This is a genomic window from Zunongwangia endophytica (assembly GCF_030409505.1).
Classification (GTDB): Bacteria; Bacteroidota; Bacteroidia; order Flavobacteriales; family Flavobacteriaceae; genus Zunongwangia; species Zunongwangia endophytica.
In genome coordinates, this window is record NZ_JAUFPZ010000002.1 from 2,040,115 (window position 1) to 2,063,350 (window position 23,236).

General features: G+C 35.2%; 22 protein-coding genes and 1 pseudogene. 8 read left to right on the forward strand and 15 right to left on the reverse strand.

Going from position 1 to position 23,236, the window contains the following annotated elements; genetic code table 11:
- Window positions 1-25: 25 nt before the first annotated feature.
- The 10 genes from QWY91_RS08925 to QWY91_RS08970 form a co-directional block, all read right to left on the reverse strand.
- Entirely contained in the window at window positions 26-919 is an 894-nt protein-coding gene (locus QWY91_RS08925) for a tyrosine-type recombinase/integrase (protein WP_290233965.1), read from the reverse strand.
- Between the two features lie 114 nt (window positions 920-1,033).
- A complete protein-coding gene (gene rpsU / locus QWY91_RS08930) occupies window positions 1,034-1,228 on the reverse strand; it encodes a 30S ribosomal protein S21 (RefSeq protein ID WP_290233967.1) in 195 nt (64 codons plus the stop codon).
- 139 nt (window positions 1,229-1,367) lie between these two features.
- Complete coding sequence (locus tag QWY91_RS08935) at window positions 1,368-2,552, reverse strand: acyl-CoA dehydrogenase family protein (RefSeq protein ID WP_290233968.1); 1,185 nt, start codon at window positions 2,550-2,552, stop codon at window positions 1,368-1,370.
- Between the two features lie 124 nt (window positions 2,553-2,676).
- Window positions 2,677-3,522 carry a ComEA family DNA-binding protein gene (locus tag QWY91_RS08940; protein ID WP_290233970.1) on the reverse strand — a complete coding sequence of 282 codons (846 nt, stop codon included), beginning with the start codon at window positions 3,520-3,522 and terminating at the stop codon, window positions 2,677-2,679.
- Between the two features lie 16 nt (window positions 3,523-3,538).
- A complete protein-coding gene (locus tag QWY91_RS08945) occupies window positions 3,539-5,623 on the reverse strand; it encodes an amino acid carrier protein (RefSeq protein ID WP_290233972.1) in 2,085 nt (694 codons plus the stop codon).
- Window positions 5,624-5,778: 155 nt separating this feature from the next.
- On the reverse strand, window positions 5,779-6,006 hold the full coding sequence (locus QWY91_RS08950) for a PspC domain-containing protein (protein ID WP_290233974.1): 228 nt from the start codon (window positions 6,004-6,006) through the stop codon (window positions 5,779-5,781).
- Between the two features lie 16 nt (window positions 6,007-6,022).
- Window positions 6,023-7,300: a DUF2851 family protein gene (locus tag QWY91_RS08955; protein ID WP_290233976.1), complete on the reverse strand. Its 1,278-nt coding sequence runs from the start codon at window positions 7,298-7,300 to the stop codon at window positions 6,023-6,025.
- Between the two features lie 60 nt (window positions 7,301-7,360).
- Window positions 7,361-8,086, reverse strand: coding sequence for an SGNH/GDSL hydrolase family protein (locus QWY91_RS08960; RefSeq protein WP_290233978.1), 726 nt, complete (start codon window positions 8,084-8,086; stop codon window positions 7,361-7,363).
- A gap of 346 nt (window positions 8,087-8,432) precedes the next feature.
- Window positions 8,433-10,526 (reverse strand): amino acid carrier protein, encoded by a 2,094-nt coding sequence (locus tag QWY91_RS08965; RefSeq protein ID WP_290233980.1) that lies wholly within the window; start codon window positions 10,524-10,526, stop codon window positions 8,433-8,435.
- A gap of 96 nt (window positions 10,527-10,622) precedes the next feature.
- The gene (locus tag QWY91_RS08970) at window positions 10,623-11,600 is read right to left on the reverse strand and encodes a PLP-dependent cysteine synthase family protein (RefSeq protein WP_290233981.1); all 978 of its coding nucleotides are present in this window, start codon (window positions 11,598-11,600) and stop codon (window positions 10,623-10,625) included.
- A gap of 142 nt (window positions 11,601-11,742) precedes the next feature.
- Here QWY91_RS08970 and QWY91_RS08975 point away from each other — a divergent pair, with 142 nt between their 5' ends.
- Window positions 11,743-12,204: a copper resistance protein NlpE N-terminal domain-containing protein gene (locus QWY91_RS08975; protein ID WP_290233983.1), complete on the forward strand. Its 462-nt coding sequence runs from the start codon at window positions 11,743-11,745 to the stop codon at window positions 12,202-12,204.
- 11 nt (window positions 12,205-12,215) lie between these two features.
- Here the strand turns inward: QWY91_RS08975 and QWY91_RS08980 are convergent, their stop codons facing one another.
- Window positions 12,216-13,448, reverse strand: coding sequence for an ABC transporter permease (locus QWY91_RS08980; RefSeq protein ID WP_290233986.1), 1,233 nt, complete (start codon window positions 13,446-13,448; stop codon window positions 12,216-12,218).
- Between the two features lie 13 nt (window positions 13,449-13,461).
- On the opposite strand from QWY91_RS08980, the gene QWY91_RS08985 reads away from it, so the two are divergent.
- Window positions 13,462-14,700 carry an exo-beta-N-acetylmuramidase NamZ family protein gene (locus tag QWY91_RS08985; RefSeq protein ID WP_290237079.1) on the forward strand — a complete coding sequence of 413 codons (1,239 nt, stop codon included), beginning with the start codon at window positions 13,462-13,464 and terminating at the stop codon, window positions 14,698-14,700.
- A 6-nt stretch (window positions 14,701-14,706) separates the two neighbouring features.
- On the opposite strand, the gene QWY91_RS08990 is transcribed toward QWY91_RS08985, so the two are convergent.
- Window positions 14,707-15,201: a YkgJ family cysteine cluster protein gene (locus tag QWY91_RS08990; protein WP_290233989.1), complete on the reverse strand. Its 495-nt coding sequence runs from the start codon at window positions 15,199-15,201 to the stop codon at window positions 14,707-14,709.
- 20 nt (window positions 15,202-15,221) lie between these two features.
- Here QWY91_RS08990 and QWY91_RS08995 point away from each other — a divergent pair, with 20 nt between their 5' ends.
- Both QWY91_RS08995 and QWY91_RS09000 read left to right on the forward strand, forming a co-directional pair.
- Window positions 15,222-15,929, forward strand: coding sequence for a class I SAM-dependent methyltransferase (locus QWY91_RS08995; protein ID WP_290233992.1), 708 nt, complete (start codon window positions 15,222-15,224; stop codon window positions 15,927-15,929).
- Window positions 15,930-15,954: 25 nt separating this feature from the next.
- On the forward strand, window positions 15,955-16,740 hold the full coding sequence (locus QWY91_RS09000; RefSeq protein WP_290233995.1) for a hypothetical protein: 786 nt from the start codon (window positions 15,955-15,957) through the stop codon (window positions 16,738-16,740).
- A 77-nt stretch (window positions 16,741-16,817) separates the two neighbouring features.
- Here QWY91_RS09000 and QWY91_RS09005 read toward each other — a convergent pair whose 3' ends face one another.
- On the reverse strand, window positions 16,818-17,021 hold the full coding sequence (locus QWY91_RS09005; RefSeq protein ID WP_290233996.1) for a hypothetical protein: 204 nt from the start codon (window positions 17,019-17,021) through the stop codon (window positions 16,818-16,820).
- A gap of 153 nt (window positions 17,022-17,174) precedes the next feature.
- Window positions 17,175-19,370: a DNA helicase RecQ gene (gene recQ / locus QWY91_RS09010; protein WP_290233998.1), complete on the reverse strand. Its 2,196-nt coding sequence runs from the start codon at window positions 19,368-19,370 to the stop codon at window positions 17,175-17,177.
- Window positions 19,371-19,455: 85 nt separating this feature from the next.
- Here recQ and QWY91_RS09015 point away from each other — a divergent pair, with 85 nt between their 5' ends.
- The 4 genes and pseudogenes from QWY91_RS09015 to lptB all read left to right on the forward strand — a co-directional run bounded on the left by QWY91_RS09015 (window position 19,456) and on the right by lptB (window position 22,390).
- Window positions 19,456-20,421, forward strand: a complete 966-nt coding sequence (locus QWY91_RS09015; RefSeq protein WP_290234001.1) for a KpsF/GutQ family sugar-phosphate isomerase — start codon at window positions 19,456-19,458, stop codon at window positions 20,419-20,421.
- Window positions 20,421-21,257 carry a twin-arginine translocase subunit TatC gene (tatC, locus tag QWY91_RS09020; RefSeq protein WP_290237080.1) on the forward strand — a complete coding sequence of 279 codons (837 nt, stop codon included), beginning with the start codon at window positions 20,421-20,423 and terminating at the stop codon, window positions 21,255-21,257. Before QWY91_RS09015 ends, tatC begins: the two co-directional genes overlap by 1 nt.
- On the forward strand, window positions 21,254-21,610 hold the full coding sequence (locus tag QWY91_RS09025) for a carboxymuconolactone decarboxylase family protein (protein WP_290234002.1): 357 nt from the start codon (window positions 21,254-21,256) through the stop codon (window positions 21,608-21,610). The genes tatC and QWY91_RS09025 overlap by 4 nt, the downstream gene beginning before the upstream one ends.
- A 40-nt stretch (window positions 21,611-21,650) precedes the next feature.
- Window positions 21,651-22,390: pseudogene (gene lptB, locus QWY91_RS09030) on the forward strand (LPS export ABC transporter ATP-binding protein).
- Between the two features lie 11 nt (window positions 22,391-22,401).
- On the opposite strand, the gene QWY91_RS09035 reads toward lptB, so the two are convergent.
- Window positions 22,402-23,142, reverse strand: a complete 741-nt coding sequence (locus tag QWY91_RS09035; RefSeq protein ID WP_290234004.1) for a CDP-alcohol phosphatidyltransferase family protein — start codon at window positions 23,140-23,142, stop codon at window positions 22,402-22,404.
- Between the last annotated feature and the right edge of the window lie 94 nt (window positions 23,143-23,236).

Sequence of the window (23,236 nt, forward strand, 5' to 3'; positions counted from 1 at the left end):
AAATTTAATTAAACAAAAGGTTAAGCTAGTTCTTACTATTGCGAGGATGAGCTGTTTTATGAATGTTTTTAAGCTCTGCAATACTATTATGAGTATAAACTTGTGTTGCAGCCAGGCTAGAGTGCCCTAACAATTCTTTTACAGCATTTAAATCTGCTCCCTGATTAAGTAAGTGCGTCGCAAAAGAGTGCCTAAGTATATGCGGACTCTTTTTTAACTTACCCGACGCCTTACTAAAATAGTTATTTATAATTCTATAAACAAGACTTTCACTCATTTTATCTCCCTTGGAGGAAACAAACAAATAATAATCCGCAGACACTTTCAATTGTTCATTCTCACGTTTTGCTAGGTAATATTCTATACTTTTAAAGACATATTTTAATAACGGCACATATCGCTCCTTATTTCTTTTACCTAAAACTTTAATATTAAGTTGAGATGAATCCAAATCTGCTAGCTTGAGATTGATTAATTCGATACGCCTTAATCCTGTTGAGTAAAATAATTCTATGATTGCTTTATCTCTAGCACCTTCGAACGTATCGATATTTATACTTTCTAGTGCTTTTGTAATTTCTTTTTCTGAGAATGGAATCTGGACTTTCTTACCGGTTTTAAGCGGTTTATGCTTTTGAAGTGGAGAAACAACCACCTCTCCTACTTTCTGTAAAAATTTATAAAAAGATTTAACTGAAGAAATCTTACGATTTATGCTCCTGTTAGAAACACCGGCTTCAGATAGCGAAACAATCCAACTACGAATCTGAGAATAATTTATTTGCTGAAAATCACAGCCGTCGAATTCAGTTTCAATAAAATCCTGAAAGGAAAGTAAATCAGCTTCATAAGCTTTAATGGTATGAGCTGAATAATTCTTCTCTAAGAGAAGGTAGTCTTTAAACTGAATAATAGACATAAAAAAACTGTTGATAAACAAAGTTAAGAAACTTAATTTACCAACAGTTAGATATTTTTACCAAAGAAGCAGGGCTTCAATGATTACATTCATACTTTAATAAGAAAGGAGATACTAGATATCTTCTTCATCTCTAAGGTGCTGAATATATTGCGCTTTTTGCACTTGCGCCCTACGTTCTACAGACGGCTTTGTAAAATGCTGACGACTTCTTAGCTGTCGCATTGTTCCTGTCTTATCGAATTTACGCTTAAAACGCTTAAGCGCTCTATCAATGTTCTCTCCGTCTTTTACTGGTATTATTAACATAGATCCACCTCCTTTCGTTGAAAATTAGGCTGCAAATATAATCGAATTTTACTTACAACCAACTAATATTTAATTATTATTCAAAAATTATAATTTGAATGAAATTTGCGTAATATGAACTACGCTTTCAATCATTATCTTAAGATTTAAAAACTTCTTTTACAGGCGCTTTATATTCTTTCTTATCAATCACCATTTTAGAAATTATCTCTCGTAAAATTTCAGAAGTACCTCCACCAATAGGTCCTAATCGACTATCTCTAAACATTCTGGCCAAAGGATAATCTTCCATATAACCATAACCGCCTAGCATTTGTAAACTACCATAAATAACCTCATCAGCTATTTTGGTACTTAACAACTTAGACATACTCGCTTCTTTAACAGGATACTCCCCATTACCTAATTTATAAGCGGTAGCATAATTAAACTCTTTAATTACAGTCACCTCGCTTACCATATCTGCAATTTTATGTCTAAGCGCCTGAAATTCGTTGATCTTCCTTCCAAATGCTTCACGCTCATTCATGTAATCTATAGCGTAATCTAAAGCAAATTCAGCTCTTGCATGTGCGTTCACTCCCATAATTAAACGCTCCATAGCAAAATGTTGCATTATATAAGAGAACCCCTTATCCTCTTCTCCCAATAAATGATCTGCAGGAATCTCTACATTATCAAATGCGATTTCTCCTGTATCTGAAGCTTTCCAACCTAGTTTATTTAATTTAGAAGCAGAAACTCCTTTTGCATTTCTATCAACAATAAAGATGCTCATCCCTTTACTCTTTAACTCCGGGCTTGTTTTAGCAGCGACAACTAAATAATCTGCATAAACTCCGTTTGTTATAAAGGTTTTTGAGCCATTCAATATGTAGGTATCGCCTTTCTTTTCTGCCGTAGTTCGCATACCTGCTACATCAGAGCCACCAAAAGGTTCACTAACACAAAGCGCTCCTATCATTTCACCATTTATACTTGGTATAAGATACTTCTCTTTTAAAGCGTCATTAGCTTCTATTTTAACGTGTGTCATTGCTAAATAAGCATGCGCCCACATAGCAGCTGCAAAACCACCTGAATTAATTTTCTGTAATTCTTCAAGAAAAATAATCGTATAGAATATATCAAGATTTAACCCACCGTATTCTTCCGGCTGATATAGGCCAAAATAACCCATCTCGCCAAATTTCTGCCAGATAAAACGATCAATAGTTCCAGTCTCCTCCCATTTATCGATGTGCGGAACTACTTCTTTCTGTAAAAAATCTCTAAAACTCTCTCTAAACAGAGCATGCTCTTCGTTAAAATACATGGAATTCATTTAGTATACTATTGAAAAATCTTCGATATGATTCTATTAAAAACACCGCAAAAATATAGCCATTTTTAAAACTAGAATCTAAAACAAGCTTAAAATTAAGAACACAGTACTTTTTTACAATGTATCAATTAAAACTTAAATATAATTGAATTCTATCAATTTTATCCACTGGAAAGCCTTCTATTTTTATCAAATCTTCAACCGAATTTATTTTCTCATGTAAAATTCTATAGTTTACAAGCGCTCTGGCAAGTTCGTAATTTAAATAAGGTATTTCCGAAAGCTCAATCACAGTAACTTCGTTAATATTATGTTTGGAAAAATTCTGCGGAATTTTCTTCATATGACTTTCAAGTTCTAGCCTGGTTTCGGATGTTAAGCCATAGACATCCTGAAGCTGAATAAAACTACGATAACCACCAATAAGCGTTCGATATTTCACTAATCTCTTTCCAAGGCTCTCACCTATTCCCTTTACCTGCATAAGATCTACAGCAGTAGCGGTATTGATATCAATTTTTGTAAAGCTTGACTTTTTTGAAACGGAAGTAGCTTTTATCCAATCTGGAAATTTGAAATTCGGCGAGATACTGTTCAATAAACTATCAGAAACCTTAGTAACCTTTTGAAAATCTGAAGAAGAATTTATCCATTTTCCGGTTGCTCTATACTTCAAAAGTCGATCAATTTCCTCTACAGACATCCCTAAACGATAAGCCTTATAATCACTTAGATAATTAGGGTTGAAAGGATAAATCGTATCCTTATTACCTTGGATGTTTTTTAAACTATCAAGTTTACTTTGAAAAGATTTTAATTCAATAGCTTCCTTTTCTGAAATACTTTCTTCTGAAGCGGAAAAAGGATCGCTATAATATATAATTTGAAGAAGAACAATAATTACTATTAAAACAAAAATCCCATTCCGTTCACTTTTATTGAAAACGAAATGGGATTTCCAGTATTTCATAAATACTTTTATTTCACTATTGCATAGTTGTCTTTGGCTTTCCGTCCTTAGTAAATAATTCTCCTGCTTTCAGCTTTCTGAAATATTCACGAAGATCTTCTCTAACTTCACCACTCATAATATAAAGACCAATGATATTAGGGAAAGACATCGATAAAATCATCATATCAGAGAAATCAAGTACAGCACCAAGACTTATTGACGCTCCAATTACAACAAATACTAAAAAGAATACTTTATAAATAAGTTCTGATTTCGTGCTTTTTCCAAAAAGGAACGTCCAGGCTCTCATTCCGTAATAAGACCAAGAAATCATCGTTGAAAAAGCGAATAAGAACACTGCTACAGAAAGCACATAAGGGAACCAGTCTATCACACTTGCAAAAGCATCTGATGTTAACTGCGTACCTCCTACGCCTTCAACCTCGTGCATTCCTGTAAATATTAGAACTAAAGCAGTTAAAGTACAAACCACAACCGTATCTATAAAAGGTTCTAATAAAGCTACAAAACCTTCAGAAGGTGGATTATTAGTTTTTACAACACTATGCGCAATAGCTGCAGAACCTACACCGGCCTCGTTAGAGAATGCTGCTCTTTGGAATCCTACAATAAGCACACCTATTACACCTCCTTTTAATGCAGAAGGGCTAAATGCACCATCCCAAATTGCATTAAATGCAGGCCCTATATTTTCTATATTAATTCCGATTACAACAAATGCACCTAAAATATACACTCCTGCCATTACTGGAACAATCTTACCGGTTACGTTGGCAATACTGTTAATACCACCAATAATTACGATACCCACAAGTACAGCTAAGATAATCCCGAACCAAAATCCATTACCTTCTAACATAGGAAATTGTCCCGATAAAATTTCAAAGGATTGGTTAGCCTGGAACATGTTACCTCCACCAAAAGAAGCACCAACACCTAATATTGCAAAGAATCCGGCTAAAAATTTACCAAAACTCTTCATATTACGCTTTTCCAAACCGTAACGCAGGTAATTCATAGGTCCTCCAAAAACTCGGCCTTCAGAATTAATATGTCTATATTTTACTCCCAGCGTACATTCCACAAATTTTGAAGACATCCCAAGTAAACCTGCAATAATCATCCAAAAAGTAGCTCCTGCTCCACCAAGTGAAACTGCTACCGCTACACCGGCAATATTTCCAAGACCAACCGTAGCAGAAACTGCAGTTGCCAATGCCTGGAAATGCGTAATTGTACCAGGAGCATCAGGATCATCATATTTACCACTCGCTAATTGAAATGAGTGTTTAAATCCTCTAATATTGATAAAGCCCATTCTAATGGTAAAGAATAAAGCTCCAAAAACTAACCATATTACAATAAAAGGAATTGGATGCGTTTGAGGATCACCATTTGGATGCGTTAAGATAACCGGCTCATCATATTCGATTTGCGCTAAGAAATGCGCTCCAGTTTCAATTAAATCTTCTGTTCTTTGATAATCATAAATTGTTCCGCCTTCTTTAACCAAATACTTCAGGTTACCAGATGCGCTGGCGTATACTGGTCTCTCAGGATTATTAGTTGAAGTCACCACGGCAATTTGATCGCCTTTCTCTACATGAGTTCCTTCTTCTACCAGCCAATTTTTCAAAACAAATTTATCCTGAACTTCGGCTGTCCAACCCGGAGTTTCAACATTTTTGGAATCTGCGTAAACAATAGGATCGTATACTCCTATAGCTGCAAAAGGATCCCAAAAAAGAACAGCGGTTAAACCTTGAACCGCTGGAGTAAAAACGCCATTAAAATTTTCTGTAATTGCCTCTGCTTGAACTTTCGCCTCAACAGTTTTAGAATTACCATTACTATCCTGAACAACTACCATATAAGGAACACCTTCGGTAAGTCCTTCAGCTTTCGAGGAACTTAATGGAGTGTCTTTATCAGACCACTTGTATGTGTAAGGTGGAGTTCCTCCAGTTACTTCAACGTCTATAAAACCGTCGTTAATTTTATTTGAGGGGTTCCCGACTTTGGTATTTACTTCCAGCTCTTGCGCCTGAAGTAGTGCTATGGGGAGTAGCAATAACATTGAAAGTAAGTACTTTCTCATATTAAGATTAGTGTTTAGTTTAGATTTAAATTTCCGCCCAGCAAGATGCTAAAAAATTAGGCTATTTCAAATTTTAAGTCGTTAAAATGTCAAGGTTTTGTTAATGAAACTTCAAATAATCATCAACACACCCCGTAATTTAATGGGGAAACATATTAAAGATCGAAAACCGAAGTACGCTTGGTATACACTAGATCTTTAAGCCTTAACCAGAACGCAAGTGTTAAGTAAACTGCAAAACCTATCCCGAAGGTAAAAAAGGTTACATATATAAAAAACAGCCTAACACTTTTTGCCCGCATGCCAATTTTATCGGCTAAACGAGAGGAAACGTAAAATCCATTACGTTCTAGATAATATCGCAAATTGTAAATATTCTTCATCACACCCCAAATATAACTAATATTTACCTTTTATAAACTTTGCTCCTAAAGCACATTTTAAACATCGATTAGGATCGCAATAATTCTTTTTAAGCTGAAGCAATGATTGAGAATGCATCGCATTTTTAAAGATTCTTGGTTTTAAAGTCTGAAAATTCTGAACAGTCGTGTTTTTCTCTAAGCTTACCTCAGCAATAAGGTCCAGATAATACTCATTTTCAGTTAAGCGATTTTTCGAAAAAGCATATAGAAGTGGGACTATGGTATTAATGATTAGTAAATCGATAAAATTTTTAGATAGCTTTTTATTTCTAGGCTTGTGATTACTGCGGAAGTTATAGTGAGTTTTCCAAAACTCAGGAACATCAATAGAAAAAATAGTATAAATTTCTTGTTTCGTTTTTGCTTTAATTACAGCTGAAAAAAGTGAACTGGTTTCGACCAAAACTGACGCCAATTGTACAAGACGTATCGTTGGAAAATTATCTGGTCGAAGCCTAGAAAATACCGGGCTAGTTTCTATAGCATTCCCTAAACTGAATTTCTTCTGAAGATATAAATATTCATTCTTTAAGCGATGAAAATAATCTGATTCGAAATTATCTTCGAGCAAACCCGCATGTCCAAGCAAAACTGCTTCTAACTGAAATTGATCTTTCGAAAGTTTTCTAATAACTTCAAAATCGATAGTATTTGCTAGATTTAGAAATGCGTCTCCGTTTCTATTTAATCCAAAATTTTTAGCTAATAATTTAAATAAAACCGCTTCCCAATCGTTATTGCTTTGGTTAAGCAATTCAGTAATCAAACTATTCTTCGTTTCCAGACGTTCAAAATACAAACGTGTTAACCAGGACTCCACATCAAAATCGTTGAAATTAGGAAAAAACTGTTCGCAATTTATCCAATCTTTATCTGAAGTAAATAGTCTATAATAATTATGCTGAATCTCGGGATAAACGATATTTTTAAGTTCAAGCGTTGGTAAAATAGATTCATCTTTTCTATAAATATCGGCATCATGTTCCCAAACCACATGAAGAATCACATTATCGTATGCCGAATCGATTTCGTGCTGATGTAGGTACCAATCTGAAGATCTTAAGTGAATTTCTACATTTCCCGCCCAAACCTGAGTATCAACTTTTAGTTTAGCAGCGAAAAAATCGGGACCGCTATCAAGATTATGCGTTCCGGGATGATAAATTTCTAAAAATTCACCATTTACAGTTTCAAGTGGAGACTGATCGAATTTCTGAAATTGCCAGATATAATGTAGAAAATCTTCCTTCACCTCTTAAAGTTAAGAAAGAATTACATAAATCACTAATCTTCAGAATTATGAAAAAGTATATTATTCCTGAGGTAATTTTTCTACAACATTCAAGATAAAATCTTCCACCCAAATTTTGTACATAAGTGCGCTGGGATGTAAATCATCATCAGCGACCAAATCAGGATTATCTTCGGCTCTTCTAGAAATAGGAGTAATATTATAAAAGCTCACATTAAAATCTTGGGCAACACGTTTAAAAACTTCATTAAAAGCATCAATATCTCGTCCAATCTCATCTTTATGCGCCGCACCAAATGGCGTAAACCCATAATCGGGAATACTCACTGCAAAAACTCCGGCTTCCATTGTTTTAGAATGATTGATCGCTTTTCGAAAAATTTCTCTTAGTTCTTCTTCGTACTCTGTTATGGGCTTATTCTGATATTGATTATTAACACCAATAAGAATAGAAACAAGATCGAAATCGCGCTGCACATTTAATTCAGAATTAATTCCGGCAATTAAATCGGCTGTTGTCCAACCCGTCTTCGCTATAATCTTAGGTGCAGCCATTGCATACCCGCGATCTTTTAATTGTTCGCTTAGCTGAACCGGCCATCGCTGCGAAGCATCCACGCTTTCCCCAATCGTATAAGAATCACCCAAAGCCAGGTAACTATATTTTGGCTCATCCTTTGCTGCCTCCGGAGAATTGTCACGCTCCTGGTTGACACTTCTACCCGAACTACATGAAATATTGAATGCCATGAAGATCACTATTGAAAATAGGTAAAAAATTCTCATATTCTTGGTTTTATTACTCAAAGGTATTATTGAAAAATTAGATATTGAAAAGCATTTAGTTGAAATGAACTATGCAGTAAAAATAAACATTTCAGAAGCTTTGCTACTTAAAGATTTTCTTAAAACATCAGCAGACGATCCAACTCTTTCGAATTCCCGAGTAAAATGAAGCCAAAATTTAGGATAGAAGTTTTTTCTTCCTCGAAATGTCTTTCGCGAGACCATGAAATAGCCTTGAATTTTTGAAATGCTTTATACCAGATATAACGGAAGCCATAAGGTTATTATGGCTTCCAAAAGATAGAATAATCTACCTAGCTATTATTTAATTAAAAATAAGATGCAATTAATCTGCATTTTCATATTTCGGGTTGATGAAGATTTCACCATTTTTCAAACGCTTCAGATAATCTTTTAGATCTTCTCTGATTTCCGAAGACATAATATAAAGACCGATAATATTAGGGAAAGACATCGCTAAAATCATCATATCAGAAAAGCTAAGTACCGCACCTAAACTTACTGAAGCTCCTATAATCACGAATATTAAAAACAATACTTTGTAGATAATTTCAGATTTTTTACTTCTTCCAAAAAGGTAAGTCCAAGAACGCATTCCGTAGTAAGACCATGATACCATCGTTGAAAAAGCAAAAAGAAATACTGCAAAAGCAAGCACTGCAGGAAACCAAGAGATTACGCTACCAAATGCATCGGCAGTTAATTCTACGCCTCCCATGCCATCAACTTCGTGCATTCCTGTAAAAATCAACACTAACGCAGTCATTGTACAAACCACCATAGTATCGATAAAAGGCTCTACTAAAGATGTGTATCCATCTGCAATAGGATTTTTTGTTTTCGAAGCACTATGCGCAATAGCTGCTGAACCAACACCTGCTTCACTAGAAAATGCTGCTCTTTGAAGACCAACAATTAAAACACCTATAAATCCACCTTTTAGCGCACTTGCAGAAAAAGCACCTTCGAATATTGCGTGAAATGCATTTCCTATATTTTCAATATTGGTTCCTATTACTACAAGACAACCCAATACATAAACTAATGCCATAAATGGCACTACTTTCCCGGTTACTTTAGCGATACTTTTTATTCCGCCAAGAATTACAATTCCTACCAAAACCGCGAAACCAATTCCGAAAAAGAATCCGTTACCTTCTAAAAATGGAAGCTGATCTGAAACAATTTTAAAAGCCTGATTAGACTGAATCATATTTCCACCACCAAAAGAGGCTCCAACTCCTAAAATCGCAAATAAAATAGCAAGACCTTTACCAAGACCTTTCATGTTTCTTTTTTCAAGTCCGTAACGAAGGTAATTCATTGGTCCACCAAAAATTCTTCCTTCATCATTAATGTGTCTGTATTTTACTCCCAAAGTACATTCCACAAACTTTAAAGACATCGCGAAGAAACCTGCAATAAACATCCAAAATGTAGCTCCTGCTCCACCTAGAGAAATTGCAACCGCTACACCGGCAATATTACCCAGTCCTACAGTAGCAGACACCGCCGTGGTCATCGCCTCAAAATGGCGAATTCTACCAGGGGCATCTGGATTATCATATTTTCCTTTCGCTAATTCTATAGAATGAGAAAATCCTCTAACATTGATAAATCCAAGACGAAACGTAAAGAAGATACTTCCTAAAATAAGCCAGATTACTATAAAAGGAATACTATTCTTTTTCACATCACCATTAGGATGCAACACCGGCTGTGGCGAATCGTAAGTGATCTTTGCTACCTGATGCGCATTTTGTTTGATCACATCGGTTTTATCTTCAGGATTAAAAACAACGGCTCCTTCTTTTACTACATGATTAAGAGTTCCTCCTGCAGGTGCATAAACGGGAACTTCTTTTTCATTACCTTTCTGAACCACTGCTATTTTATCCCCTTCTTTTATTTTGTTTCCTTCCGGAGCCACCCAACTCTTAAGGGTATATTTCTGTTCGGTTTTTGCATCGAAATCGGGAATTAATACAGGTCGGTCTTCCGTATAAACAACAGGATCATATAAACCCATAGGCTCAAAGGGATCCCAGAATAATATACTTTCCAAGAAGTCTACTGCGGGTTGTACACGGCTATTTACCTTTTCAGCAATTGCCTCAGCTTCTACCTTAAACGTTTTTTTCACCTCGTTACCGTCAGCATCTGTCACTACAACTTGCTGTTCGCGACCTTCGATAAAGCCTGTAGCCTTACTTGCATCTAAAGGAGTATCTTTTTGGCTCCATTTATATTCGTAAGGAGGCGTTCCTCCCTGTACTTTCACAACTGCTTCGGCATCATTAATTTCCTGCGATGGATTACTGGTAGCAACCGTGACCTGGAAATTCGAATCTTCCTGCGCTAACAAAGTGGCACAGCAGCACTGAAAAAATACGAGAAAGACGATGTAATTTCTTATCATAAGTATAGTATTAAATTTATAGTCTTGTATATTATTGGCCTTAGGCTAACGAAAAGAATGGTAGAAACCAAATAATTATAGTTAACATCAAAAATGTTATATAAAATCGTGGGCTTTCATCCATTCATCATTGAACATTTTTCCTACATATCGACTTCCGTGATCGTGGAATAAAACCACTACAACATCATCTTTTGTAAAATGTTTTTTTAATTGTAACAATCCTTTAGCTGCTGCACCGGCAGAATTCCCCAAGAAAAAACCTTCTTCCTTAGCTAATCTCCTTGTGAAAATAGCAGCATCTTTATCTGAAACTTTCGTAAAACCGTCTATAACGCTAAAGTCTACATTTTTGGGTAAAATATCTTCCCCGATGCCTTCGGTTACATAAGGATATATTTCCTTTTCGTCAAATTCCCCAGTTTCGTGATACTTTTTAAAGACCGAACCATAAGTATCGATTCCCCAAACTTTAATGTTCGGGTTTTGTTCTTTAAGATATTTTCCTACACCAGAAATGGTGCCTCCTGTACCTACACCAACTACAAAGTGAGTTACTTTACCATCAGTCTGTTCCCAAATTTCAGGACCTGTGCTTTCGTAGTGCGCCTTTGTATTCGCTAAATTGTCGTATTGATTTACATACCATGAATTTGGCGTTTCCTGAGCCATTCTTTTTGCTACAGAATAATAACTTTGAGGATCATCGGGAGCAACGTCTGTAGGGCAAACTATAACTTCGCTACCTACAGCTTTAAGAATATCTATTTTCTCTTTACTTTGTTTATCAGATAAAACGCAAACCATTTTATAGCCTTTTACAATTGCCGCAAGAGCTAATCCCATTCCTGTATTTCCGCTGGTACCTTCTATAATAGTTCCCCCAGGTTTAATTAAGCCCTGCGCTTCGGCTTCCTCTACCATTTTTATGGCCATACGATCCTTAACAGAATTTCCGGGATTAAAAGTCTCATATTTTGCAAGTACAAGTGCGTCTATTTCTTTGGTAAGCTTATTCATTTTAACCAAAGGTGTGTTTCCTATGGTTTCAAGTATATTTTCTGCGTATTTCATCAATTTCTTTTGAAATCACAATGTAGGTATTATAACAAGAGAATAGTGTTTAAGAAAAATTAAAACTTGACATGAAATTTTAGTATTTTTTTTGATTTGATTTTATATAAATCAAATTACTTTTGCGCAAAATTTGGCAGACATGAGAAATTTTATCGCGCAACAGGTTATCTTTCTATCAGTTATGACTTTGTTATTTAGTGTTTCGTGCAAGAATGAAAATAAGGGACAACCCGAAAACACAAAGGCTGAGTGGCAGCAAAAGAGCCCAAAACAAAAATGGGATTATGCTGGTAGCTATCAGGTAACTTTACCGTGTACCGATTGTAAAGGTATCGTTGTGGAACTTCAGTTGAAAGAAGATGGTTCTTATAAAATTGTTCAGAATTATAACGAAAATGACGATACTGCCGGAGAAATAAAAACAGAAAGCGGACAATTTAAATGGAGTGAAAATGACTCACTAATCATATTGAACAATCAAAAATTTCGTGTTTCTGATAATGTGCTTTCCTGGAATAATCCCGAAGTCGAAAGAATGGCAGCAGATAGTACTAAAAACTATACGCTTAGAATGATCTCCAAAGATTCGATAACAAAATAAACACTATCCGTTTATTCGAACTTTATCGCTTTTACCGGTGATATCTTTGAGATAATCATAGAGGGTATCAACAACATTATCATACAAAGTATCAAAGTACCCACATTCACAGCCAAAATATAATCCCACTGGATAGAAATAGGAACTTCACTCACGTAGTAAGTTTCAGGATCTAAAGGAATCAATTTTAGATATTTCTGAATAAACAATATTCCAAGACCAATAAGATTACCCCAAAACAAACCTAGAAAGATTAGATAACCGGCGTTATATAAAAAAATCTTACGAATCGACCAATCTTGAGTTCCTAGCGCTTTAAAAATTCCGATCATCTGTGTTCTTTCCAAGATCAACACCAATAAGGCAGTGATCATATTTATTCCCGCAACCAAGATCATAATACCAATTATCAGCGCAATATTAAAATCGAAAAGTGAAAGCCATTCGAAAATATTATAATACTTCTGACTAATATTTTGAGCATCTAAAAAAGAGCCGGTATTTAAATAAACTTCATTCCACTTTTCATCAAGCTTATCAAAATCGTCGATAAAAACTTCAAAATTTCCAACTTCGTCGTCTTCCCAATTATTTAGTTTCTGAATATGCCTTAGATCTGCTATTAAATATAACTCATCAAAATCCTGAAATCCTGAATTATAAATACCAACTATTTTAAATCCTCTTACTAAAGGGCGATCTTTTCCTTCTCGCACAAAATATGTAGGCGCACGATCATCAAGTGATAACCCAAGTCTATTCGCTAAGTAACGTGAAACTAAAACTTCATCATTTAAATTAGAAGAAAAATCAGGCAATCTGCCTTCTACAAGAAATTCTTTAAAATAATGCCAGTCGTAATCGCCACCTACTCCTTTTACGATCACACCTTCAAAATCATCTGCGGTTCTTATAATCCCAGCTTTGGTTGCTGTACCCTGCACATGCGTTATCCCGCTCACACTTTCAAAATCTGGATAAAAATCCTGATTTATAGAAACTGGTTCCAGAGTAACTTCGCTACTGTTATTATCGTAATTCGTAATTACAATATGGCCATTAAAAGCGGCAATTTTTTCTCTTATTTTTTCCTGAAGCCCAAGCCCCGTAGCAAAAGAAACCAGCATCATAATCACTCCTATCGCAATTGCTGTAATCGCAATTTTTATTATAGGTGAGGATATACTACTTTTATCCTTATTGGCGTTTATTAAACGTTTTACTATGAAAAACTCAAAATTCAAGATCTACACTTATATGATTAATCGGTTGTTCAAAAGTACATTTTTATTCCCTCTTATTTTAATTCTTTCCTGCGGAAACATGGAAGCTGAGAAAAAAGATCCTGAAAAAAAACCTTCTATTAAAGAACAGGTAAACGATATAACTTCAGAAGAAATTGAGGTAGGTGCTAATCGAACTGAAGTTTATCTACCACTTCTTCAGAATAAAAAAGTCGGTATAGTAGGTAATCAGTCTTCTTTAATTCAGAATAAAAATAAAGCGTCTATCCATTTAGTTGATTCTCTTTTAGCCTTAAATGTCAATCTAATTAAAGTTTTTGCGCCTGAACATGGCTTTAGAGGAAAAGCAGATGCCGGAGAGAAGGTTGAGGACGGTAAAGATCCTAAAACTGGCCTCCCGGTAATTTCTCTCTACGGAAGCAATAAAAAACCAAAATCAGAACAACTGAAGGATATAGATATTTTGATCTTCGATCTACAAGATGTTGGCGCAAGATTTTATACTTACATCTCTTCGCTACATTACGTAATGGAAGCTTGTGCCGAAAATGATATACAGCTTTTAGTATTTGATCGTCCAAATCCTAATGGTCACTATGTCGATGGTCCTATTTTAGAGAAAGAGTATCAAAGCTTTGTGGGCATGCATCCAATTCCAACCGTACACGGACTTAGCATGGGCGAATACGCAAAAATGATTAATGGTGAAGGCTGGTTAAAAAACGGAATTTCATGTGATCTTAAAGTGATAACCATGCTAAATTACGATCATCAAAAGAAATATAGCTTACCTGTAAAACCTTCTCCCAATTTACCCAACGATAAATCTATAAACCTCTACCCTAGTCTTTGCTTTTTTGAAGGCACCAATGTAAATGCAGGTCGTGGCACCGATAAACAATTTCAGGTTTTTGGATCACCATATTTTAATCCTGAAAAGTTCGATTACTCTTACACTCCAAAATCAATGGATGGCTCTAAAAACCCTAAACATTTAAATGTGAAATGCTACGGAAAAGATCTTAGTAAAACACAGTATTTAAATGAAATCAATTTAGAATGGTTAATAGTCGCTTACCAAAATACTAAGGAAAAATCGAAATTTTTTAATAGTTTTTTCACCAAACTTGCCGGTACAAAAAAACTTCAGCAACAAATCGAAAATGGATTAACTGCAGAAGCTATTAAAAAAACCTGGCAGCCGGGCCTTGAAAAGTTTAAAGACAAAAGACAACAATATTTGCTGTACTAATTTATACTAAACTTTCAAACGCCTCTTCATTTCTTCAATAATATTATAAGCAGCTGGGCAAATCGCGGTATTCTTTATAGTAAGATTCGATATTTTATGGAAGTCTTTTCTATCGGTATGTGGATATTCTCTGCAGGCTTTTGGCCGAACTTCGTAGATTAAACAATAATTATCATGCCCTAAAAATGCACAGGGAACTTCCTGTAATACGTAATCTTTATCTTCATCAACCCGAAGATATTGATCGATAAACTGCTGCGGTTTCAGTTTGAGGAATTTACTGATGCGTTCAATATCCTTATTCGTAAAAAGCGGACCGGTAGTTTTGCAGCAATTAGCGCAGTCTAAACAATTAGTTCTAGAGAATTCTTCCTCATGCATTTCCTGCATTTGAACGTCTAAATCTTTTGGTGGACGTTTCTTTAGCTTAGAAAAAAACTTTTTATTTTCCTTCTGCTTATCTTTGGCCTTTCCTGGCAGCTCTTTTAATATTTCGTGCATGCCACAAAGATAACAAGTTTATGAAGGAAAAAGATATCTTCGGGATGGCTATGAAAGCTTTCTATTTCGATAAAGATGAAACCCCTATTATTGTACATTCACCAGATTTTGATGACGATGAGATCGCTATCGAGTATCTCTTCAGAAGCTATTCTGAAATGCCTAAAACCGAGCAAAAAGCCTTGCAACTTTCGCATGGCAAAGTGTTGGATGTAGGTTGTGGTGCTGGTAGTCATTCGCTTTATCTTCAGCAAAAAGGAATTGATGTAAAAGCAATTGATACTTCTGAAGGTTCAATCGCTATAGCAAAAGAACGCAGAGTAGATAATGCTAAAGTGCAAGATTTTTATGCTGAAAATGAGCAATATGACACGCTTTTATTCTTAATGAATGGAACCGGCATTATAGGTAACCTCATCAACACCGATAACTTTTTAAACATTTGCAAAGAACTTTTAAAACCTGAAGGACAGATCTTAATAGATTCTTCAGACCTCAGCTTTTTGGAAGACGAAGAAGAACCTAATGACGAATTTGATCGTAAATATATTGGAGAGATCGACTTTAGTATAAGTTATAAAGGTAAGCAATCGGAATATTTTCCCTGGCTATATTTAGATTTTGACATGCTGAAATTGGCTGCTAAAAAGAATAATTTTAATTGCGAGTTAATAGTAGAAGGCGACCACTTTGATTATTTAGCCAAACTGACGCTAAAAAATGATTAAATTTGAAAACTGAATAATACTATCTATGAAAAATTTGTACAAACTTTTTTATACGCTTTGCCTGTTCGTTGCAGTAACCTCATGTTCTAGCGACAGCAACGGAAATGATATCACAGATGACGCCCCGGTAATTGATAAATCATTAAATCAGCGTGGATTGGGAGAATCTGCACACGATCTTTTGAGTGATGATGAGTATACTTCGATGAATATCGAGGTGCTTTATGTAAGCGGCTTTCAGCCGACTACCACTGCGATGGAAAACTTTAAAGCGTTCTTAGAAGAAAGAACATTCAAACCAGACGGTATAGCTATAACTTATCGAGAGGTAGAATCCTCTGGCCTATCATCTTTCGAAATAGAAGAAGTTTATGATATTGAAAAAGAAGAACGCAGCTATTATAGTGTTGGAGATGAAATTAGCGTTTATATTTATTTTGCAGATGGAAGTAATGAAGGAGACACCGACGAGCGTTTCATCTTAGGCTCTGCTTACCGAAATACTTCTATGGTTATTTATGGAGAAACGATTAATAAGTTTGCAAACAGAGTAAACGCTCCTAGTAAAAGTGTGATAGAAACCGCTGTTTTAAATCACGAATTTGGGCATTTATTCGGACTTGTAAATGTGGGAACAGAATTACAAAGCGATCATGAAGATGAAGAAAATGATGGCCACTGTACTGAAGAAAATTGTTTAATGCGCGCTTCTCTGGAATTTGGTAGCGGCATTATAAATCAGGTTCGTGGTACACCTCCAGAAATGGGACCAGAATGTATTGCCGATTTACGCGCTAATGGCGGAAAATAAATTCTGAAAAAATCATAACAAAAAAAGCCTTTTTAGAAATTCTAAAAAGGCTTTTTTTGTTCTTTTAAATATATTTACTAATTGCCTTTTGAAGTTTTTAATTTAGCCATAGTAAATATTGAAATAATCATTAATGAAAATGAAAATCCATATATTGCTCCATTCCAGGAATCATATCCACCAACGAAGTATTCAAAACTTCCGCCAAAGGCCAGTAAAATTAGACCAACAACTAATAACCATTTAGCTTGATTTTTGTTCGGATTTGAAAGTATACTCATAAATCTTAATTTGTACTACATATATATTATCTAATTACACCAGAGTTTATTAGATAGATTCCTAAAATTATTCCAATCACCAGACCAAAATAAAGACCATACTTAAATTTTTTCGTAAGAAAAGCAGATTTCAGTTTATTCATTTCACAAATTTTAATTTGCAACTTCACTAATAAATTTAATTCGGTATAAACGAATTTCTTCATCGTCATAATCACCATCAAACTCTTCTAAAGCTTCTTCAACTTTATCGGTTTCAGCTTCCAGAAAATAATCATGGAGTTCTTCCTGTTGATCTTCATCTAAAACATCTTCCAGATAGTAATCGATATTCAGCTTTGTTCCACTATAAACAATAGCTTCCATCTCCTTGATAAACTCAGGCATCGTCATACCCTTTGCAGAGGCAATATCATCTAATGGTAATTTGCGATCTACACTCTGTATAATAAAAAGTTTTAAAGCACTATTCGCTCCAGTAGACTTCACAACCAAATCGTCTGGTCGTATTACTTCATTATCCTCAACATACCTGGCGATAAGATTCACGAAATCTTTACCGTATTTTTTTGCTTTGCCTTCTCCGACTCCAAAGATATTTCCAAGCTCTTTAAGGTCTACAGGATATTTAAGCGCCATGTCGTCTATAGAAGGATCCTGAAAAACTACAAAAGGAGGTACACCATTTTTCTTAGCTACCTTTTTTCGCAGCTCTTTAAGCATGCTCACCAATTTATCATCGACTCCAGTTGACACTTTGGAAGATACCGCTGCATTATCTGAAGATTCACTAAATATATGATCGTGAGTCATCATGAATGGCTCAGGATTTTTCAGAAATTCTTCTCCTTTTGCTGTTAATTTAATAACACCGTAGGTTTCAATGTCTTTACGTAAATAACCGGCCACAAGTGCCTGTCTTGTAAGTGCCATCCAAAATCCTTCATTCTTATCTTTTCCTTTACCAAAAAGTGGATTTTGATCGGTTTTATGAGATAGAATTAAAGCATTACTTTTTCCGACAATCGTTTTTACAACCTCTTTCGATTTATATAATTGCTTTGTGTCTTTAATTACATTAATAAGAAGTTCCAATTCTTCTTTAGCCTCATGTTGCTTTTTAGGATTACGAACGTTATCGTCCATCGAAGCTCCATCACCTGTTTCCAGGCTGAATTCTTCTCCAAAATAATGAAGTATAAATTTTCTTCTCGAAATTGAAGTTTCAGCATAAGCCACTACCTCTTGAAGCAATGCATGGCCTACCTCCTGCTCTGCAACAGGTTTACCACTCATAAACTTCTCTAATTTTTCTATATCCTTATACGCATAGAATGCCAGACAATGCCCTTCGCCACCATCACGACCGGCTCTTCCGGTTTCCTGATAGTAACTTTCTATACTTTTTGGAATATCATGATGAATTACAAATCGCACATCGGGTTTATCGATTCCCATACCAAAAGCAATAGTTGCTACAACCACATCTACATCTTCCATCAAGAACATGTCCTGATGTTTGGAACGTGTTTTGGCATCTAAACCTGCGTGATAAGGTATCGCATTGATCCCATTTACCTGTAGGGTTTGTGCTAACTCTTCTACTTTTTTACGGCTAAGGCAATAAATAATTCCGCTCTTACCATTATTCTGTTTTACAAAACGAATAATATCGGCATCTACATTCTTGGTTTTAGGTCGAACCTCATAATAAAGATTAGGCCTATTAAAACTAGCTTTGAATGTTTTTGCTTTTTGAACGCCCAAATTCTTAAGAATATCTTCCTGAACTTTCGGGGTAGCTGTTGCGGTAAGCGCAATAATTGGAATATTATCTCCTATACGCTGTATTATGCTTTTCAAATTTCGATATTCAGGCCTAAAGTCATGGCCCCATTCACTAATACAGTGCGCTTCATCAATTGCTAAAAAAGAGATTTTTTGCTGTTTTAGAAAATCAACATAATCCTCTTTTGTCAAAGATTCGGGAGCTACATATAAAAGTTTAGTAACGCCATTCACTATATCTTCCTTCACCTGCTTAACTTCAGTCTTATTTAGCGACGAATTAAGAACGTGAGCAACGCCATATTCCGAAGAAATTCCTCGAATGGCATCTACCTGGTTTTTCATTAAGGCGATAAGGGGCGATACAACAATTGCAGTTCCTTCTTCAATTAATGCAGGCAGCTGGTAGCATAGGGACTTACCTCCTCCTGTTGGCATAATTACAAAAGTATCATTTCTATTCACGATACTTGCAATAACATCTTCCTGAAGACCTTTAAATTGGCTAAAACCAAAATATTTCTTCAGTTCTTTATGTAAATCAATTTCAGTCAAACTCATTCAATTGTGTTACAATTTTACATACATTTGCACATCTAAATATACATATTTCTTTAGTATCTGCAATCCATAATTATTTCAAAATTTGAAACTTCAGCAAAAAATTCTAAGCGCCGCAAAGGAAACTGTAAAAATTGAAGCTAAAGCCATTGCAAATTTAGAACATCTTATTGATAATGACTTTGTAGCGGCGGTAGAAAATATTTACAATGCTAAAGGTAGAGTAATTGTAACCGGGGTTGGAAAAAGTGCAGCTATTGCTAATAAAATTGTTGCAACGCTAAATTCTACCGGAACTCCTGCTATTTTTATGCACGCTGCAGATGCTATTCATGGTGATCTAGGTATTATTCAAAAAGATGATATTGTATTATGTATTAGTAAGAGTGGAAATAGCCCTGAAATAAAGGTATTGGTCCCTTTTATCAAAGATTTCCATAATACACTTATAGCCATTACTGCAGACAAAGATTCGTTTCTAGGCAAATCGGCCGATTTTATTCTTAATTCTTATGTAGAAAAAGAAGCCTGTCCAAATAATCTTGCTCCTACAACTAGTACTACAGCGCAATTAGTAATTGGTGATGCTTTAGCCATTTGTCTTTTAAAACTACGAGGATTTTCTAGTGAAGATTTCGCAAAATATCATCCAGGTGGCAGTCTCGGAAAAAAGCTATATTTGCGAGTTAAGGATATTGCGGCCCAGAATATGAAACCCAGTGTTTCTCCTGAGACTACAGTCACCGATGCTATTATTGTTATTTCTGAAAATATGCTAGGAGTAACGGCTGTTTTGGAGAAGGATCGAATTATTGGTATTATTACAGATGGTGACATTCGTAGAATGCTGAAGAATAACGAAGAATTTAAAAATCTTACTGCTAAAGATATTATGAGCAAAAACCCGAAAAGTATCGATGAAGATGCTTTAGCTGTGGAAGCTCTCGATGTCTTAGAGGAGAACAAAATATCGCAATTATTAGCTACAAAAAACGGAACGTATAGTGGCGTGGTGCATATTCATAATTTAATAAGAGAAGGAATTTTATGATGAAAAAAATAAGCCAGCCTCAGCAAGAGGAACCAGAAATGTCTTTTTTAGATCATCTTGAAGAATTAAGATGGCATTTGATAAGAGCTGTTCTTGCAGTAGTAATTGCAGCAACAATAGCCTTTCTTTTAAAAAGCTTTATTTTTGATGTTCTTTTATTTGGCCCAAGTAAAGGTGATTTCTGGTCATATAGTATGTTATGTAGAGTATCTGAAGCACTTGGCATCGACGGTGGATTTTGCTTTCAAGAGTTACCATTTACGATACAAAGTAGAACTATGGGCGGTCAATTCTCTGCTCATATTTGGACTTCTATTACAGCAGGGTTTATTATTGCCTTTCCTATAATTATGTTTGAATTCTGGAAATTTGTCGCACCTGCTATGCACGAGAAAGAAAGAAAACATGCTAAAGGTTTTATTTTTGTAACCTCACTTTTATTTTTTCTTGGCGTACTTTTTGGATACTATGTGGTTACGCCATTATCCATCAATTTTCTAGGAAAATATAAGGTTAGTGAACTTGTTTTAAATGAATTCGATTTAAGTGATTATATAGGCTTAGTTAGAACGACAGTTATTGCTTCAGGATTAATTTTCGAGCTTCCTATACTTATTTACTTTCTAACTAAAGTTGGTGTGGTTACTCCACAATTCTTAAAAAAATATAGAAAATATGCATTAGTAATTGTACTAATTTTATCGGCTGTAATTACTCCGCCAGATATTGTCAGTCAGATTATCGTTGCAGTACCGGTATTGATACTTTACGAAGTAAGTATTGTAATATCAAAAGTTATCTACAAAAAAGAAATTAAAGAAAAAAATAAGCTATGATCAATCAGGTTGACGAGTTTAATTCGTATCGCCAAAAAATGAACGATAAGATTCTTGGAGAGAATAATAAAGTTCTAAAACGTATTTTCAATTTAGACACCAATGCTTTTGCTGAAGGTGCTTTAGACAAAAGAACGAAAGAACTTTTAGGTCTTGTGGCTTCTCTTGTGCTACGTTGTGATGATTGCGTTAAATATCACTTAGAAAGCAGTTTTAAAGAAGGATTGAAACGTGAAGAAGTAATGGAGACTTTAAGTATCGGTACGCTTATAGGTGGTACAATTGTAATACCGCATTTAAGAAGAGCTTTTGAATACTGGGACTCTCTTGAAGAAGCTAATACCGAAAAATAAATCGGTATAATTTATGTTTATACTGAACTAAATCGAAGACATGAAGTTAAAAGCCGATAATCTTATAAAGCAATATAAAGGTAGAAAAGTAGTAAAAGGGATTTCTCTTGAAGTTAATCAGGGGGAAATCGTAGGTCTTCTAGGTCCTAATGGTGCCGGAAAAACTACTTCTTTCTATATGATTGTTGGCTTGATCAAACCAAATAGTGGTAGTATTGTTCTTGATAAAGAAAACATTACTAAATTCCCGATGTATAAACGGGCACAACATGGGATTGGCTATTTGGCACAAGAAGCTTCAGTTTTTAGGAAGCTGAGTATAGAAGATAATATTATGAGTGTGCTTCAGCTCACCAAACTTTCTAAGAAAGAGCGGGAAATGAAAATGGAATCCCTAATCGAAGAATTTGGATTAAACCATATTCGAACTAACCGAGGGGATTTATTAAGTGGTGGAGAAAGAAGACGGACAGAAATCGCTCGTGCTTTAGCTACCGATCCAAAATTTATTCTTTTAGATGAACCTTTTGCCGGGTAGATCCAGTTGCGGTTGAAGACATCCAGCGTATTGTGGCACAGTTAAAAAACAAAAACATCGGAATTTTAATTACCGATCACAACGTCCAGGAGACCTTAGCGATTACCGATCGTACGTATCTCATGTTTGAAGGAAGTATCCTGAAACATGGTATCCCTGAAGAACTTGCCGAAGACGAGATGGTTCGTAAGGTTTATCTAGGACAAAACTTCGAGCTTAGAAAGAAGAAATTGTTTGATTAGAAAATCTACTTTCAGCTTTTATTTCCGGAAAAAATAGATAATAGCACATAGCTCAAAATAATCATCGGCACTGCCAGGAACTGAAACAGCACGATTAAAACGACACAGAGAATTAGGAAAATATACCTGATCTCATTTCCCTTAAAACCATAGTTTTTAAATTTCAAAGCGAACAATGGTAATTCAGCATTCAAAATAATAAAGCTAATGATGGTTAATGCAAAAAGAAACCATTCATTCAAAATGATATCTGTAGCAAAGCTATTAGGCTGATAGGTTAAAATAAGTGGTAGCGATAAGATCAATAAAGCATTTGCCGGAGTGGGTAAACCAATAAAAGAATCAGTTTGGCGATCATCAACATTAAATTTAGCGAGTCTGTAACCCGATCCTAAAATGATAAGTAGTCCAAATAAAGCTAACGGATTAAATGTAAACTCTAACCAATTCGTTTCAGAAGTCCACTGTGGAACGCCATCTTCGCCAGGCAATGCCATAGTAAATAATTGAAACATTACTATCCCAGGTACTACTCCACTCGTCACCACGTCTGCTAAAGAGTCTAATTGTAAACCCACATCGCTTTTCACATTTAAAGCCCTGGCAGCTAAACCATCAAAAAAATCGAAGAATATTCCTAATGCTACGAAGAATGCTGCAGCGACTAAATTTCCCTGAACGGCAAAAATCACAGCAATACTTCCACTAAATAAATTACAAAGCGTTATAAGATTGGGAATATGTTTCTTCATTGATTGGTTAGATTATTAATCCTCTAAAATAGGTATTTACACTTCAATGTCTAATAAAATTTCCTTAAAACCTTTTTTCAAACTGAGTTTAGTA

Coding starts and splice junctions, on each gene's coding strand:
- QWY91_RS08925 (WP_290233965.1), bottom strand. CDS start 919: ATGTCTATTATTCAGTTTAAAGACTACCTTCTCTTAGAGAAGAATTAT.
- rpsU (WP_290233967.1), bottom strand. CDS start 1,228: ATGTTAATAATACCAGTAAAAGACGGAGAGAACATTGATAGAGCGCTT.
- QWY91_RS08935 (WP_290233968.1), bottom strand. CDS start 2,552: ATGAATTCCATGTATTTTAACGAAGAGCATGCTCTGTTTAGAGAGAGT.
- QWY91_RS08940 (WP_290233970.1), bottom strand. CDS start 3,522: ATGAAATACTGGAAATCCCATTTCGTTTTCAATAAAAGTGAACGGAAT.
- QWY91_RS08945 (WP_290233972.1), bottom strand. CDS start 5,623: ATGAGAAAGTACTTACTTTCAATGTTATTGCTACTCCCCATAGCACTA.
- QWY91_RS08950 (WP_290233974.1), bottom strand. CDS start 6,006: ATGAAGAATATTTACAATTTGCGATATTATCTAGAACGTAATGGATTT.
- QWY91_RS08960 (WP_290233978.1), bottom strand. CDS start 8,086: ATGAGAATTTTTTACCTATTTTCAATAGTGATCTTCATGGCATTCAAT.
- QWY91_RS08965 (WP_290233980.1), bottom strand. CDS start 10,526: ATGATAAGAAATTACATCGTCTTTCTCGTATTTTTTCAGTGCTGCTGT.
- QWY91_RS08970 (WP_290233981.1), bottom strand. CDS start 11,600: ATGAAATACGCAGAAAATATACTTGAAACCATAGGAAACACACCTTTG.
- QWY91_RS08975 (WP_290233983.1), top strand. CDS start 11,743: ATGAGAAATTTTATCGCGCAACAGGTTATCTTTCTATCAGTTATGACT.
- QWY91_RS08985 (WP_290237079.1), top strand. CDS start 13,462: ATGATTAATCGGTTGTTCAAAAGTACATTTTTATTCCCTCTTATTTTA.
- QWY91_RS08990 (WP_290233989.1), bottom strand. CDS start 15,201: ATGCACGAAATATTAAAAGAGCTGCCAGGAAAGGCCAAAGATAAGCAG.
- QWY91_RS08995 (WP_290233992.1), top strand. CDS start 15,222: ATGAAGGAAAAAGATATCTTCGGGATGGCTATGAAAGCTTTCTATTTC.
- QWY91_RS09000 (WP_290233995.1), top strand. CDS start 15,955: ATGAAAAATTTGTACAAACTTTTTTATACGCTTTGCCTGTTCGTTGCA.
- QWY91_RS09005 (WP_290233996.1), bottom strand. CDS start 17,021: ATGAGTATACTTTCAAATCCGAACAAAAATCAAGCTAAATGGTTATTA.
- recQ (WP_290233998.1), bottom strand. CDS start 19,370: ATGAGTTTGACTGAAATTGATTTACATAAAGAACTGAAGAAATATTTT.
- tatC (WP_290237080.1), top strand. CDS start 20,421: ATGAAAAAAATAAGCCAGCCTCAGCAAGAGGAACCAGAAATGTCTTTT.
- QWY91_RS09025 (WP_290234002.1), top strand. CDS start 21,254: ATGATCAATCAGGTTGACGAGTTTAATTCGTATCGCCAAAAAATGAAC.
- QWY91_RS09035 (WP_290234004.1), bottom strand. CDS start 23,142: ATGAAGAAACATATTCCCAATCTTATAACGCTTTGTAATTTATTTAGT.